The sequence below is a fragment of the Bradyrhizobium sp. CIR48 genome, from assembly GCF_014198315.1.
Taxonomy (GTDB): Bacteria; Pseudomonadota; Alphaproteobacteria; order Rhizobiales; family Xanthobacteraceae; genus Bradyrhizobium.
This window is the reverse complement of record NZ_JACIHG010000002.1, coordinates 453,138-467,768: the sequence shown is the minus strand read 5'-3', so window position 1 is coordinate 467,768 and position 14,631 is coordinate 453,138. Positions and strand designations below refer to the sequence as shown.

Annotated in this window: 16 protein-coding genes; 8 read left to right on the top strand and 8 right to left on the bottom strand. The window is 64.0% G+C overall.

Annotation, left to right across the window (positions count from 1 at the left end; all coding sequences use genetic code 11):
• Window positions 1-7: 7 nt before the first annotated feature.
• Genes GGD66_RS08610 through GGD66_RS08590 form a run of 5 tightly spaced genes read right to left on the bottom strand, consistent with a single transcriptional unit; the run spans window position 8 to window position 4,419 of the window.
• The gene (locus tag GGD66_RS08610; protein WP_183257404.1) at window positions 8-616 is read right to left on the bottom strand and encodes a hypothetical protein; all 609 of its coding nucleotides are present in this window, start codon (window positions 614-616) and stop codon (window positions 8-10) included.
• On the bottom strand, window positions 613-1,461 hold the full coding sequence (locus GGD66_RS08605) for an ABC transporter permease (protein WP_183257403.1): 849 nt from the start codon (window positions 1,459-1,461) through the stop codon (window positions 613-615). Before GGD66_RS08605 ends, GGD66_RS08610 begins: the two co-directional genes overlap by 4 nt.
• The gene (locus tag GGD66_RS08600) at window positions 1,458-2,264 is read right to left on the bottom strand and encodes an ABC transporter ATP-binding protein (protein ID WP_183257402.1); all 807 of its coding nucleotides are present in this window, start codon (window positions 2,262-2,264) and stop codon (window positions 1,458-1,460) included. The genes GGD66_RS08605 and GGD66_RS08600 overlap by 4 nt, the downstream gene beginning before the upstream one ends.
• Window positions 2,261-3,229 (bottom strand): YVTN family beta-propeller repeat protein, encoded by a 969-nt coding sequence (locus GGD66_RS08595; RefSeq protein ID WP_183257401.1) that lies wholly within the window; start codon window positions 3,227-3,229, stop codon window positions 2,261-2,263. The genes GGD66_RS08600 and GGD66_RS08595 overlap by 4 nt, the downstream gene beginning before the upstream one ends.
• A gap of 8 nt (window positions 3,230-3,237) precedes the next feature.
• A complete protein-coding gene (locus GGD66_RS08590; protein ID WP_183257400.1) occupies window positions 3,238-4,419 on the bottom strand; it encodes an ABC transporter substrate-binding protein in 1,182 nt (393 codons plus the stop codon).
• A gap of 60 nt (window positions 4,420-4,479) precedes the next feature.
• On the opposite strand from GGD66_RS08590, the gene GGD66_RS08585 reads away from it, so the two are divergent.
• Window positions 4,480-5,052 (top strand): DUF3280 domain-containing protein, encoded by a 573-nt coding sequence (locus GGD66_RS08585; RefSeq protein WP_091966648.1) that lies wholly within the window; start codon window positions 4,480-4,482, stop codon window positions 5,050-5,052.
• Between the two features lie 170 nt (window positions 5,053-5,222).
• Here GGD66_RS08585 and fghA read toward each other — a convergent pair whose 3' ends face one another.
• Together fghA and GGD66_RS08575 are read right to left on the bottom strand one after the other, a co-directional pair.
• Window positions 5,223-6,068 (bottom strand): S-formylglutathione hydrolase, encoded by an 846-nt coding sequence (gene fghA, locus GGD66_RS08580; protein ID WP_092261806.1) that lies wholly within the window; start codon window positions 6,066-6,068, stop codon window positions 5,223-5,225.
• A gap of 74 nt (window positions 6,069-6,142) precedes the next feature.
• On the bottom strand, window positions 6,143-6,763 hold the full coding sequence (locus GGD66_RS08575) for a response regulator transcription factor (protein WP_183257399.1): 621 nt from the start codon (window positions 6,761-6,763) through the stop codon (window positions 6,143-6,145).
• Window positions 6,764-6,905: 142 nt separating this feature from the next.
• Between GGD66_RS08575 and GGD66_RS08570 the strand changes: the two genes are divergently transcribed.
• From GGD66_RS08570 to GGD66_RS08550, 5 genes are all read left to right on the top strand, one after another.
• Window positions 6,906-8,264, top strand: a complete 1,359-nt coding sequence (locus GGD66_RS08570) for a histidine kinase (protein ID WP_183257398.1) — start codon at window positions 6,906-6,908, stop codon at window positions 8,262-8,264.
• 163 nt (window positions 8,265-8,427) lie between these two features.
• Window positions 8,428-10,899 carry a TonB-dependent receptor gene (locus tag GGD66_RS08565; RefSeq protein ID WP_183257397.1) on the top strand — a complete coding sequence of 824 codons (2,472 nt, stop codon included), beginning with the start codon at window positions 8,428-8,430 and terminating at the stop codon, window positions 10,897-10,899.
• A gap of 111 nt (window positions 10,900-11,010) precedes the next feature.
• Window positions 11,011-11,373, top strand: a complete 363-nt coding sequence (locus tag GGD66_RS08560) for a hypothetical protein (RefSeq protein ID WP_092261803.1) — start codon at window positions 11,011-11,013, stop codon at window positions 11,371-11,373.
• A 133-nt stretch (window positions 11,374-11,506) separates the two neighbouring features.
• A complete protein-coding gene (locus GGD66_RS08555) occupies window positions 11,507-11,659 on the top strand; it encodes a hypothetical protein (RefSeq protein WP_183257628.1) in 153 nt (50 codons plus the stop codon).
• A 61-nt stretch (window positions 11,660-11,720) separates the two neighbouring features.
• The gene (locus tag GGD66_RS08550) at window positions 11,721-12,128 is read left to right on the top strand and encodes a hypothetical protein (RefSeq protein ID WP_018320701.1); all 408 of its coding nucleotides are present in this window, start codon (window positions 11,721-11,723) and stop codon (window positions 12,126-12,128) included.
• Between the two features lie 67 nt (window positions 12,129-12,195).
• Here GGD66_RS08550 and GGD66_RS08545 read toward each other — a convergent pair whose 3' ends face one another.
• Window positions 12,196-12,771 (bottom strand): nuclear transport factor 2 family protein, encoded by a 576-nt coding sequence (locus tag GGD66_RS08545; protein ID WP_183257396.1) that lies wholly within the window; start codon window positions 12,769-12,771, stop codon window positions 12,196-12,198.
• Window positions 12,772-12,852: 81 nt separating this feature from the next.
• Here GGD66_RS08545 and GGD66_RS08540 point away from each other — a divergent pair, with 81 nt between their 5' ends.
• Together GGD66_RS08540 and GGD66_RS08535 are read left to right on the top strand one after the other, a co-directional pair.
• Window positions 12,853-13,806, top strand: coding sequence for a LysR family transcriptional regulator (locus GGD66_RS08540; protein WP_183257395.1), 954 nt, complete (start codon window positions 12,853-12,855; stop codon window positions 13,804-13,806).
• 291 nt (window positions 13,807-14,097) lie between these two features.
• Window positions 14,098-14,532, top strand: a complete 435-nt coding sequence (locus tag GGD66_RS08535) for a helix-turn-helix domain-containing protein (RefSeq protein WP_104461260.1) — start codon at window positions 14,098-14,100, stop codon at window positions 14,530-14,532.
• The last annotated feature ends 99 nt before the right edge of the window (window positions 14,533-14,631 follow it).

Below are 14,631 nucleotides of genomic sequence, written 5' to 3'. Positions count from 1 at the left end.
GCGGGCGCTATTCCATTTCCTGCTGGATCACGCGGCCAAGTGCGAACAGGCGCTGGTCGATCGTGGTGGGAACCTCGCAGACGAATCGCACGACCTTGTGACGGTCCTCGAAAATGCGGGTCTTCCAGATCAACTCGTTGCCGAGCGCCTCGACCTTGGCCTCGTCGCGCGGCGTCGCGCCCTGCAGCGCATGAAGGGCGATCGTCTCCTCGCGAATCTTGTCAGCGGCTTCGCGCTGCTTGCGGCTGACGCGTTCGAGCCCGGCCATTACCTGGGAGCGCTGGGCATTGAGCGTGTCGAACAGGCCGGCGAACAGGAGCTTTGCCTTTGCGGTCTTGTCGGTGGCGGAGGCGGCCAGAAATTCCTTCACGGACTTTTCGGCCTCTTCGAGCGGCGTTTTGCGCGCCGATAGTTTTGCGACCAGCGCGCTGATCTTGGCGTCGTCTTTCCATGTGTTCTGGACGTCGTCGAGTGCCGGGCCGGCCCAGACGGCGGCAAGCGAAATCTCCGGCACCTTGGCTTGCGTGCAGGGCCAGTCCGGATAGCGCGGATCGGCCGCGCGCGCGGCCGTGCCCGACAGCGCCAGCGCCACAACAGCCATTGCCAGAACCTTCATCCTTCGCCTCCTGCGGGCCCCCGTCGCGCCAACCCACGCGAGGGATCATAGGCCAGAATTGCGCCGATCATGAAGACGATTGTGCAAGCCGCGACCACTGCCAGCGAGACCCAGTTGATTTGCCCGTAGAGTGCAAAGCGTATCAGCTCGACCGCATGGGTGAACGGATTGGCCTCGCAGAGATAGTACAGATAAGGGCTGCCCTCCTGCACCCGCCACAGCGGATAGAGCGCGGACGAGGCGAAGAACATCGGGAAAATGACAAAATTCATCACCCCGGCGAAGTTCTCGAGTTGCTTGATGCCGGAGGAGATCAGCATGCCGAGCGAGCCCAGCAACAGCCCGGACAGGATCAGCGCCGGCAGCACGGTGAGATAGCCTGACGACGGCGGAGTGATGTCCCAGAACCAGGCGATCAGAAGGAACGCATAGACCTGCAGCAGCGACACCGCGGTGCCCGCCAACAGCTTGCAGAACAGCAGGAACCCGCGCGGCAGCGGGCTCACCAGCAGCGTGCGCATGTTGCCCATCTCGCGGTCGTAGACCATCGAGAGCGAGGACTGCATGCCGTTGAAGAGCTGGATCATCGCCATCAGCCCGGGCGCGATATAGACCTCGTAGAGGATGTAGGTCTCGTAGGGCGGGATGATGGAGATGCCGAGCACCTGACGGAAGCCGGCGGCGAAGATGAACAGCCACACCAGCGGCCGCACCAGCGCCGAGACGAAGCGTTCGCGCTGATGCAGGAAGCGCAACCCCTCGCGCCAGACGATTCCGGTGAGGCAGGTCAGGTACTGCTGGACCGAGAAGCCGCGCGGCACCTCGCGCGTGGTGATGCTGCTCATGCGCCGCCTCCCGGCAGGGTTTGCGCGCCGGTCAGGCGCATGAAGGCGGTGTTGACGTCCTGCGCGCCTGTTGCGGTGACGACGCGGTTCATCGGCCCCTGCGCCAGCACCTTGCCCTGGTGCAGCACCACGAGGTCGTCACTCGGCATGATCTCGTCGAACAGATGCGTGGCCCAGAGCACGCCGATGCCTTGCTCCGTCACGAGCTGGCGGACCTGGCTGATGATGTCGGCGCGCGCCTTGACGTCGAGGCCGACGGTCGGCTCGTCCAGCAACAGCAGCCGCGGCCGGTGCAGCAGCGCCCGGGCGATTTCCAGCCGCCGCATCTGTCCGCCGGAGAGATCGCGCACCTTGCTGCCGGCGCGGTCAGCGAGCCCGATGCGGCCGAGCAGCTCGGTGCTGCGTGCGGCGGCTTCGCTCCGGCTGATGCCGTGGAGCGCGGCGTGATAGAGCAGGTTCTGCGTCAGCGACAGGTCGAGATCGAGCGTGCGTGGCTGGAACACGACGCCGAGTAGCCGCAGCGCTTCGCCGGGGCTTTTGCTGATGTCGTGGCCGAAAATGCCGACCCGGCCGCTCTGGATGCCGAACAGGCGCGTGATCAGCGAGAACAGCGTGCTCTTTCCGGCGCCGTTGAGGCCGAGCAGGGCGGTGAAGCTCGCCGGCTGCACGTTGAAGGAGACGTCGATCAACGCCCGCCGCTGCCCATAGGCATGGCTGACGCCGTCGATCGACAACGCCGGCACCGCGGCCGCCTCCAGCTTCGGCGCCTCCTGTGGCTCGGGAATCGGAGCGGGGCTGGTCATGGCGCGATCGTGATGCCCCAGGGCAGTTCGCCCACCTGAATCGTCTTGATCACCTTTTGCGCGGCGACATCGATAACGGAGACGTCGTTCGACACGCCGTTGGTGGTGAGCAGGTATTTTTCATCGGGCGTGAACGCCATATGCCAGACCCGCTGACCGACCAGCAGGTATTTCGTCACCTTGCGCGAGGCGACGTCGACGACGGCGATGCGATTGGCGGGGCCGAGCGCGACGAAGGCGGTCTTGTCGTCCTTGGTCATGCCGATGCCGACCGGCTGGATCGCCTCTTTCCGCAGGCCCGGAATTTCGAACGTGACCTTGCCGATCACCCCGTGCTTCTTCGGGTCGATCACCGAGACGGTGCCGCCGATCTCGGAGGAGACCCACACTTCGGAAGCATCGTGCTTGAACTCGGCAAAGCGCGGCCGTGCATCGACCAGCACGTTGGCGACGATCTGGCGCGACGCCGTGTCGATGAAATGCGCCATGTTGGTCGTTTCCGACGTGTTGATCAGCGTCTTGCCGTCGGGGCTGATGGTCATGCCCTCGGGCTCGACGCCGACCTGGATGTCGCCGAGCCGGGCGCGCTTCTCGAGGTCGATCACGGTCACCGTGTTGTCGTTCTCGTTGGCGACATAGAGGATCTTGCCGGCCGCATCCTGGGCGAACAATTCCGGGTCGGGTCCGGAGGGCAGGCTGTCCACCACGGCTTGCGTCTTGGCGTCGATCACCTGGATGGTGTCGTCGTCGCCGACGGCGACCATCACGAACTTGCCGTCGCGCGTGAAGTCGATGCCGCGCGGGCGCTGGCCGACCTTGATGGTCTTGGTCACGGTCCAGCTCTCGGTGTCGATCACCGTCACCGTATTGCTCTTCTCGTTCGAGACATAGGCGATGAATGCATGGGCGGGCGCTGCCGCGAGCGCCAATCCGGACAGGAGCCCCACACCCCACATGCGCAACATTTGCGTTCTCACTTCAGCTTGCATTTGCTCTCCGGACGATCGTAGCCGAGCGTGTCGAGCTCGGAGACCTGGTGCAGGAAACCCTCCTGCGGCGAGACCGACACCACCATGCGGCCATCGACCAGCAGGATCGGCTGGCGCAATTGCCAATTCCAGTCGCGCAGGGTCAGCCGCGTGCCCTTGAAGGCGGCGACCGAAAAATCCGGGCCCTTGATGAAGTCGGTGACTTTCTTGACGTCGCCGGAATTGGTGCGCGAGGTCGCTTCGCCGATCATGCGGGCTGCGGTCCAGGCCTGCATGTCGAGCGCGGTCATGCGCCGCGAGTTCAGCTTGACGAAGCGGTTCTGCATCTGGATCGCGCCCCACTGGTCTTGCGCGGCGTCCCAGCTGCGCGGCACCAGGCCGGCCGAGCCTGCGACGGGGCGGGGATCCCAGGTGCGGTAGGGCAAATACGCGCCGAACACCTCGCTCTCGTCGGCGGCGACCAGCACGTCGTAAGCAGGCGCGCCTTGCGTGAACACGGGCATCTGGCGCTGGATCAGCGTCACGCCGCTATCGGTGCGGCGCGCGCCGCCCTTGTCCTCGAAGGTTTTTTCCTGGACGATCTTGGCGCCGAACCGCGCGGCGGTGCGCCGGAGCGCATCGGCAAACAGCTTGTCCTCGTCATGCGAGCCGACCACGAGCAGCCAGCGCGACCACTTCTTCCATACCAGATACTGTCCGAGCGCATCGGCCAGCATCGCCCGCGTCGGTGCGGTGTGGATCACGTTGGCCCGGCAATCGGCCTCGCGCAGCCGTTCGTCGATCGCGCCTGCGTTGAACAGAAGTGTGCCGCGGTCGCGCAAGGCGTCCGAGACTTTCAGCAGCGCATCGGCCGGCAGGTCGGTGATGATGAAGCCGTTCTTCTCCGCGAGCGCGGTCCCGGCCTGGACGACGTCCTCGCCTTCCTTGATGCGGCGCTCCTCCAGCGTGAAGCGCTGGCCCAGGAATTTTCCGGTGGTGTTGTTGTCCTCGATGGCGAGGCGCGCGCCCGCGACGCCGTCATTCTCCGCGGGCTGCTCGACCAGCGACAGCGTCGATCTGGTGCCGGCGAGGCCGAGATAGCCGACGCCGATCAGGGCAGGCTCCGCCGCGAGTGCGCTCGTCGCGGCAAGAGCAAAGCCGATCAGGCCGGCCAACCATCGGATCATGTTTCCTCCGAACGATCTCCCCGGCTTGACCGCAGGTGGAGAATTGTCTCTGCTTCGAGCATGACCGATTTGGCAGGGCATGCAACCCCGCATTTCGTCCCTGCGCGCGCGAGGCCTGGAATCACGATCATGCGAGCATTGATGATGATCGCCGCTTTGCTGTTGACGCCTTCGCTCGCGCGCGCCGATCCACCGAAACTGGCCGTGTTCGATTTCGAGCTGATCGACACCAGCCTGCCAGGGGAGTTCTACGGCTCCAGGCCCGAAGAGGCACGGCTCGTGCTCATCAGCGAGCAGCTGCGCAAGGAGTTGACGGAGTCCGGCAGGTTCCAGGTACTCGACATCGCGCCGGTCAGGGATGCCGCCCGTCACGCCAACTTACAGGCCTGCGGCGGCTGCGACCTCAAGCTCGCCGGCGAATTGGGCGCTGACCTCGAGATCACCGGCATGGTGCAGAAGGTCTCGAACCTGATCATCAACCTCAACATCTATTTGCGCGACGTGAAGACCGGCAACATGATCGCCGCCGCCAGCGCCGACATGCGCGGCAACACGGATGAAGCCTGGACCCGCACGATGAGCTACCTGATCCGCAACCGGCTATTGGCGCCGAATTACGGCAAGCGGGAGTAGGATATTCTCTCAGCGAATTGGGAATCGTAGGGTGGGCAAAGGCGCACTTGCGCCGTGCCCACGATCAATCAATGATTCGAGAGAAATCGTGGGCACGCTTCGCTTTGCCCACCCTACGATACTGCGCGCACGGAGAGATACCCCTCATCGCGAGGGGAGAAGAAAGCCGATCACCCCTTCAGCTTCTCCGCATGCCAGTGCAGATGATCGCCCATGAAGGTCGAGATGAAATAATAGCTGTGGTCATAGCCTGCCTGACGGCGCAGCGTCAGCGGGATGCCCGCCTTGGTGCAGGCGGCTTCGAGCAGCTCCGGCTTGAGCTGTTCTTTCAGGAAATTGTCGGCCTCGCCGACGTCGACCAGGAAGCCGGAAAACTTCGCGCCGTCCTCGATCAGCGCCACCGTGTCGTGGCCGCGCCAGGCGTCCTTGTTCGGTCCGAGATAGCCGGTCAGCGCCTTGGTGCCCCAGGGCACGAGCGAGGGCGCCACGATCGGCGCGAACGCGCTCGCGGCGCGAAAACGGTGCGGGTTGCGCAGCGCCACCGTCAGCGCGCCATGGCCGCCCATCGAATGGCCCATGATCGATTGCCGCTTGGCGTCGACGGGAAAATTTCCCGCTATGAGCTTCGGCAATTCGTCGGTGACATAGCTCCACATCCGATAATTGCGCGCGAAGGGCTCTTGCGTCGCGTCGACATAGAAGCCGGCCCCTAAGCCGAAATCATAGGCGTTGTTGGCATCGCCCGGCACGTCGGCGCCGCGCGGTGAGGTGTCGGGCGCGACGAAGATCAGGCCGAGCTCGGCGCAGGCTTTGCGGAATTCGCCCTTCTCGGTAACGTTGGCATGGGTGCAGGTGAGCCCGGACAGATACCAGACCACCGGCAGCTTGGCGCCGTCGGCATGCGGGGGAACATAGACCGAGAACACCATGTCGGTTCCGGTCGCCTGGCTCGCATGGCGATACACGCCCTGCACGCCGCCGTAGGATTTGTTGGTCGAGACAGTCTGAATCGTCATGCCTTCACTCCGTGGCATCTCACCACATCAATATTGCAACGCTTGTGTGACCGAATTTGTGGCAGCTGCCTGCGTCAGGCAACACCGCTGTCGATCGCCAGCCGCACCAGCTCGACCGAGGTCTTCACCCCGAGCTTCTGGCGCATGATGGACGAGGTGTTGGCGACCGTCTTGTAGGACGATTGCACCAGCCAGGCGATCTCGGACAGGCTCTTGCCGGCGCTGAGCAGCCGCAGGATCTCTATCTCGCGCGCATTCAGCTTGGACAGCGGGCTTTGCGCCAGCGTCGGTCCTGCGAAGGCGATGCTGCGCGCGATCGCGCTCGGCAAATACGTGCCGCCGCCGCCGACGGCACGGATCGCCTCGACGAGGTCGTCGGGGTCGCCGGTCTTGGAGACGTAGCCCTTGGCGCCGCACTCGATCGCGCGCGCGGCAAAGGCCGGATCGTCGTTCATGCTGAACATGATGATGCGAGCCTCCGGCGCGCGCTCGAGGATGCGGCGCGCGAGCTCGAAGCCGGAGACGGTCGGCAAATTGATGTCGATGATGCAGAGGTCGGGGCGTTCGACGATGAAGACGCACTCGCCGTCTTCGGCGTCGGCGGCCTCCAAAATCTCGATCTCGCCCTCGTCGGCCAGCACGGCACGGCAGCCGGAGGCGACAATGGGATGATCGTCGACGATCAGAATGCGCATAGGCGTTTCCTTGTGACAGCGTCGGCCTGTTTCGCGCCCGGCCGGGATTGCTGTACGCTTCCGATTAGATATCGGGCGCTTCGCCGCTGTCAACGTCATCGGACAGCGGCAGGCGGGGCTTCGCGAGGCACGGGCGACACCAATGTGGCAAAATCTATCCTTGCGCGGGCGCATCAACCTCTTGCTGGCGCTGCTGCTGGCGCTGGGGCTCGCCGTCAATATCGGCCGCCAGGTCGCGGAGGCAGGTCCCCGCGTGCAGGCCGAGGATCAGAGCGTGATCCGGCTCGCCCGCGAATTCATCGAGATGATCGTTGCCGATCTCAACGAGGCGCCAGATCCGGATGCCAGGCTGAACCAGATCGCGCGCGATCTCAGCCGCCTGCGCCATGTCAGCATCACGCTTCGGGACACCGGAGGCAATGCGCAGACGCCGCCCCGGCTTGACACTGACGCCGACACGCGCGGGCCGCCGGCCTGGTTCGTCAGCCTGGTCCATCCCGAGCAGACCGCGGTGAGCGTGCCGGTCTCGATCCGTGGCAAGCCCGGCTCGCTCCTGATCACCTCGCATCCCGATGACGAGATCGCGGAAATCTGGGACGGCATCGTGACCCAGCTCGAGGTCGGCACGGCGATCGCGCTGGCGCTGTTTTTCCTGATGATGAAAGTGGTCGGCCGGGCGCTGGCCCCGCTGCAGTCTCTGGCCGAGGCAATGGGGAAGCTCGAAGGCGGACATTACGAAGCCCGCGTCGCACCGGGCGGCGCGCCGGAGCTCGCTGCAATCTGCACCAAGCTCAACCACCTTGCCACAACCCTCGGTGAGGCGGTCGAGGACAAGCGGCGCCTCGCCGAGCGGGCGGTGTCGCTCCAGGACATCGAGCGCAAGGAGATCGCGCGCGAGCTCCACGACGAGTTCGGGCCGTATCTGTTCTCGCTGCGCGCGCATGCCGGCGCGCTGGCGAAGCAGGCGGATGGACGCGTCCCGAGTGCGGAGGCGGTGCGAAAACACGGCAGCGCCATGCTGGAGCAGATCAACGCGCTGCAGCAGTTCAATCGCCGCGTGCTGGAACGGCTCCGGCCGGTCGGCCTCGCCGAGTTCGGGCTGCGCCAGGCGCTCGAATCGCTGTCGCGGCTGTGGCGGGAATCGCATCCCGATGTCGCCATCGAGACCACGATCTCGCCCGCGCTGGGCACGACCGGCGAGACCGCCGACCTCACCATCTACCGCATCGTGCAGGAGGCGCTCACCAACGTGTTCCGCCACGCCGGTGCGACCTCGGTCAATGTCGTCATCGAGCCGGCGCAGCAGATGGCGCAGGACGGTCGCTTTTGCGCCCGGGTGCGGGTCAGTGACAATGGCCGCGGCATGGAGCCGGGCCAGAAGCTCGGCTTCGGCCTCGTCGGCATGCGTGAGCGGATTCTGGCGCTGGGCGGCACGCTCAACGTCGTCTCCGGCGACGGCGGATTGACCGTGGAGGCGCTGGTCCCGACCGCGGCCGCCTGACCGCTCCCGAAGTGATCGGGAATAATTCCCGATTTGGTCGGGAAAACGGGAGCCGATATTGCCCGACCTTTTGTGGCTGGCGGGATTGCGACTGCCGAATACACTCGTTCCGACCAATCGGCGAAAATCAAAACAGCCGGTGGTCACGGATGGGAAGGCGGGGATGGGCAAGGTTCTTTCGTTCAAGCGTCGTTTGTTGATGGCCTCAGTGTCGACCGGTCTGGTGTCCGGGGTGGTCTTGGCGGGCCCCGCCGGCGCCGCGCAGGACGAGGAGACCAACGTCCAGAATCTGCCGCCGGTCGAAGTGGCGGCGCCGCCGCCGTCGGTGGCGAGGCGTACCGCGCCGACGCGGCCGGTTGCGCATATCGGGGCGGCCTCGTCCGCGAGTCCCCGGACCCGCATCTACGTCTATCCGACCGCGCCTGGCACCGGCAGGGGTCTCGATGTCGACAAGGTCCCGTCGGCGATCAACGCCGTCGATGCCAGCCAGATCAAGCGCACCGGCTCGCTGAACGTCACCGACGCGCTGCGCGACAACATCGCCGGCGTCAACATCACCGAGGTCACCGGCAATCCGTTCCAGCCGGATGTCGAATTCCGCGGCTTCGTGGCTTCGCCCGTGACGGGCACGCCGCAAGGCCTTGCGGTGTATCAGAACGGCGTCCGCATCAACGAAGCCTTCTCGGACGCGGTCAATTGGGACCTGATCCCGACCGCCGCCATCAGGTCGGTGACGCTGGTCACCAACAATCCCGCCTTCGGTCTCAACGCGCTGGGCGGCGCCATCAATTTGCAGATGAAGGACGGCTTCAACTATCAGGGCGCCGAGATCGACGTGATGGGCGGCTCGTTCGGCCGCGTCCAGGGCTCGGCGCAATGGGGCAAGCAGGTCGACAAGAACTACGGCGTCTATGCCGCGCTCGAAGGCCTGCGCGACAACGGCTTCCGCAATTTCTCGCAATCAACCGTGCGGCGCTTCTACGGCGACGTCGGCTACAAAGCCGGCGACAGCGAATTCCACGCCAATATGGGCGTGGCCAAGAACGATTTCGGCGCCAGCGCCACCGTTCCAGCCGAGCTGCTCGACAAATATTGGGGCGCGACCTACACCACGCCGCAGACCACCTCCAACCGTGTCGGCTATCTCAACCTGACCGGAAAGGTCGATCCGACGCCGACCTGGACGCTCGAAGGCACCGCGCATGTGCGCAGGTACGAGCAAAAGCTCGTCGACGGCAATCCGACCGACGTGCAGGAATGCGCCGCCTTGGGGCTGTTGTGCTTCGGCGATGATACGACGCCGGCGAATGGCACCAACGGCGCGCAGCTCGTCAATCCGTATCCGTTGGGGACCATCCTCGGCGAGATCGACCGGAGCACGATCCGCTCGACCAGTTTCGGCGTGTCAGGGCAGGCCACCAACACCGATCAACTGTTCGGGCATGACAATCGCTTCGTGATGGGCGCGACTTACGATGCCAGCGTGACGCGCTACAACGCCACCGCCGAGATCGGCTCGATCGGAGAAAACTACGTCGTCAGCGGCAGCGGCCTCTTCCTGGGGCCGACCGGTCAGCCGGAAACAGTTGCCGGTCCCGTCTCGCTGCGGACCGTCAACCAATATAACGGCCTGTATGCGATGGACACGTTCAACGTCACGGACGCCTTCGCCATCACCGGCGGCGGCCGTTTCAATGTCGCGCGCATCAAGCTGGAGGATCAGCTCGGAACCGATCTCAACGGCGATCACACCTTCACCCGCTTCAATCCGGTGATCGGAGGCACGTACAGGATCACGCCGGGGCTGACCGCCTATGCCGGCTATTCCGAGGCCAACCGCGTGCCGACGCCACTCGAGCTCGGTTGCTCCGATCCAGCTCGGCCCTGCCTCATTGCGGCGTTTCTGGTCTCCGATCCGCCGCTCAAGCAGGTCGTGTCCAGGACCGTCGAAGCCGGCCTGCGCGGCTCCAAGGAGCTGAACATCGGCACGCTCGGCTGGAAGATCGGCGGCTTCCGCGCCACCAATAACGACGACATCGTCGCGATACCCGCGGTCGGACGCACCGGCTTCGGCTATTTCTCCAATGTCGGCCGTACCAGGCGGCAGGGCCTCGAGGCCGAGGTCAACATCAAGTCGCCCACGCTCCAGTTCCAGGCGAGCTATGCGTTTGTCGACGCGCGCTTCCTCGATCCGCTCGAGCTGGGCTCCGAAAGCCCGTTTGCCGATCCGGCCACCGAGACCATCCGGGTCTCACCCGGCAACCAGCTTCCCGCGATCCCGCGCCACCGCATCAAGGTCGGCATCGACTATGCCGTGACCGACGTCTGGAAGGTCGGCGGCAACGCGCTGTTCGTCTCCAGCCAATACCTGGTCGGCGACGAATCGAACCAGTACGCGAAGCTGCCGTCCTATACCGTGTTCAATCTCCACACCTCCTACCAGGTGACGAAGAACATCCAGCTTTATGGCAAGATCGACAACATCTTCGACAAGCGCTACGCGACCTACGGACAGTTCTTCGACCGCGAGGCCTTGCCCAACTTCACCAACGGCGGCGCCGAGTTCACCGACCCGCGCTCGCTGAGCCCGGCGAGGCCCCGTGCGTTCTACGCGGGGATGCGGGTGACCTTCTAGGCGCGGGTGCCGTATCCAAGGCCAGCGGCGAAGCATCGGCTCCGAGTGCCGCGGCCGGAGCCAGCACCTCTTGTTCCGCTCGCTGAGCTTGCAGAATATCCCGCCTCCGGCATGATGGGCTCGGAGGCTCGCTTTGCTGTGGCGTTGAAGAATCCGGATGCCGTCGCTGCTATCGTTTCAGCGCTTCGGCACGTCTACGGTGACGAGGTCGCGCGACTTATGCTCGTCGAGGGCATGAGCCTCGCCGACCTGATCGATGCGATGTTTTCTGCGCCTTTGACCCATCGCGAGGCCGTTCGCGATATCACCGACGGATTGGACGATTTTGTCATTTCACCGGACCTGGGTCCCATGTGGCACCTCAGGTACATCTATGGAGACGAGCCCGGCTCTCTACACGTCGTGGACATGGAGATCGCCACGCCGAATGGCACGCTGGCAAGCAGAGATGTCTGGCTTCGTCTGGTCTCCTAGAGCAGCCGAAGCTCCGCGCGGTGTCGTCTTTACCGATCGGAAACCATGTCAAATGATCTGAAAATTTTAATGCAACTGCCTGGCTGTCTCCGCGTCAGTTCGTCGGAGGGCCCATGTGATGACAGAGCACCAATTGATGGAGCAGGAGTGCCGGATCGCGCGTTATCGGCGCTTGGAGCGGGAGGTGACGGATCCGCTTGCCGCGTGCCTGCTTCACGGCATCGTCGAGGAGCTTGAAGCCGAGCTGCGCAAGGAAAGGCCGGATTGGCACGGGCCGCGCGATTAACGGTTCCTTAGCGCTAATCATGCGGATTATCGTGCGGGAATGGCCAAGGGAGACTGCTCCCATGCTGAAGGACGGCACATATGCGGCGTGGTACAAGACGCCGATCGACCAGGGCACCGGGATCGTCCATGTCGCAGACGGGCAGATCTGGGGCCGTGACAGCCTGATGACGTATCACGGCTCGTGCCGGGTCGATGGAGATCGCTTCACCGCCACCGTATCAACGAAGCGTCATACCGACGGGCGTGCGACGGTCTTCGGCGTGGAAGACGAGCTCACCCTGGACATCGAGGGAAACTGCCCCGGCAAGATCGCGACTTACACCGCGACGGCCCAACAGGTGCCCGGAATGATCCTCCAGGGCACGCTCATTCTGACCGAACAGCAGCCGCCGGCAGATGAACGAACCGAGCAGTTCCCGGCATTCAATCCCGACAAGCTGCCAAAGCTGCCGAAGCGCTCGCGCTGAAAATTCTCTATCGCGACGCGTGACGTCACGAGCCAGCTGGCAGGCCGCTCCAGCGAGGTGAGGGATATCATTTTTCCTCCGGCCAGCCCCGGGCGAGTATCGCGGCTTGTTGCAAGGTGATGCTTCGGACCAGCGGATCGGCATGACGGTGCACGAGTTGCCAATCCGTGCCATCCTTGCGGTAGACCTCGGTCACGCGCAGCGACCAGTCTTGAGCCGGCAATCCGCCCACTTCGGCCCGCTGGTGTTCGATCATGACGAGAACGACGATCGCGTCCGATGCATAGGTTTGCGAGACATCGAGCTCGGTTTCGCCTTCCCTGAAGTATCGCGACAGGTCGGCCAGGCGTCTGGGGCTTGCGTCGAATCCGCGACTGGCAGGCCCGCCGAAGGGTTGCATCAACGTGAAATCCGGCGCGATGCGGACGAGCTGGAGCCAGCGATCCATGTCGCCGCGCATGAAGGCGGCATTTTTCGCGCGGGCACGTTCGATGAGGCTCGCTATCGCGTCTTTTGCGACGGCCTCATCGGCTGAAAGCTGAACGGACAGCGGAATTGCAGCCGTGGCGGCCATCATCGAGCGCCGCGACATCTTCGCCTGCCGGTCCGGCCAATTGTTCGCGCCGGGCGGTCTCTGGGTCATTTCACGTCTCCTGGTCGAACGACGAACCACCCATCCATGAGACCTTGAACTTGATGAATCCAGCGATATGATTTCAGCATCATGCTGAACCAAATTGATCTATCCAGGATCGATCTGAATCTCCTCGTGCTCTTCCGCGTTGTTCTGGAAGAACGTCATGTCGCGCGTGCTGCAGGCCGGCTGAGCCTGACGCCGTCGGCTGTCAGCCATGCGCTTGGCCGGCTCCGTCTCCTGCTGAACGACCCGCTGTTTCTGCGGACACCAAAGGGCGTCGTTCCAACGGCGCGGGCCTTGGAGCTCGAGGAGCCCGTGACCGAGATCATCGCGCGCATCGAACAGCTGATCGGCTCGGCTGCACCGTTCGACCCCGCGAAGAGCCGCCGCCGGTTCACGATTGGCGCCCCCGATGCCGTACTGGTCGCGACATCCGTGCAGCTCCTGCGATCGATCGCGACTGCGGCCCCCCATATCGACCTCGCCCTGATCCACCTGATGCCTGCGCCGCGCGGCGGCGCGATCGGGGAGCCCTGGCACCAAAGCCTCGATATGCTCGAAAGACGCGAGCTCGATGTCGCAATGCTGCCGCTCCCGACGGTATCGCCGCGATTCGAGGCGCGCAGGCTCTACGACGAGGATTTTGTCCTGGCCATGCGCAGGGGACATCCCCTCGCAAAAGCGCCAACCCGTGCTGCATTCTCGCAATCACAGCATCTGCTGGTGTCTCTCAGTGGTGAAGCGCGCGGTTTCGTCGATCAGATGTTGGCAAAGCGCGGCCTCGAGCGCCGCATCGCCTTGACTGTCCCGAATTTCATGATGGCGCTCGTCCAGCTTTCAGGATCTGATCTGATCGCAGCATTGCCGCGAAGATTGGTGGAGCACCACGCCGGCCGTTTCGGCTTGGTGTTCGTCGAGCTGCCTTTTGCGCGTAAACCGGATGCGATCCGCGCGATCGCAACCAAGGCAGCAATGAGAGATGCCGGCATCGCGTGGCTCATGCAGGTCGTGGTCGGCGCAATCGGAGCAGGTCGGCCCTAAAGCCGCCCCTCTGGCGCTGAAAGGTATTCATCCGACGCCGAAAAGTGACGTTATTACGTCTGCCGATCCGCGCCTTACCGAAGAGCAGGGTTGGAGGTTTACCTAACGAAGAGAGCAACCAGCAATATGGCGACCGGCAAAAGCCCGAAACAGGTCACAATAATCGCAAAGACCGTCTCGTTCGCGAAAGTCTGTCTGAGATGCCGACGCATGAGCGATGTGCTCCAGCTTAACACAGCTTCATTTGCGGCCGAAGCATGCGCCAGCTAAACACAATCGCGAGCGAAGACAATGGTGGCGAAAATGGCCGGAGAAATCCCAAACAATTCAGATGCAGCAGTGACGAAGCGCGAGAAGCAATCGGCGATTGTCGGCAGGTTGTTGGTGACGTGCTTCGTGGCGATGCGCAGCGGCTATCCTCGCAAGCACCTCGGCGCTGTGTTTGAAGAGCTGCTGGTCGCGATGATGATTCGCGTGAGCGACGAGCTCGGCGCTCCGCCGCGTACGGCCTCCGACGTTTCCAAATATCTCGGGCTCCCGCGCTCGAACGTCCGGCGCTGCCTCAACGTGCTGATCAGCGAAGGCGTAGTCCGCAAGGTGAATGAGCACGGCCATACGGGCGAGCTGGATTGGCTCGCGTCGCGGATCGATGCGGAATATTTCGTCAAGATTCGGGGTGCGATCATCGCTGCGGCTGACGAGTTAAAGGCGCTGGACGCTGCATGACGCGGAACGCGCCGACCCGTGGATCGGGGTGGCCCTTTCCGTGCCTCTTCAGGCATATCGATACAGAGGTGGCCACGCCCTTTTTGGCTTCGAAGCCCT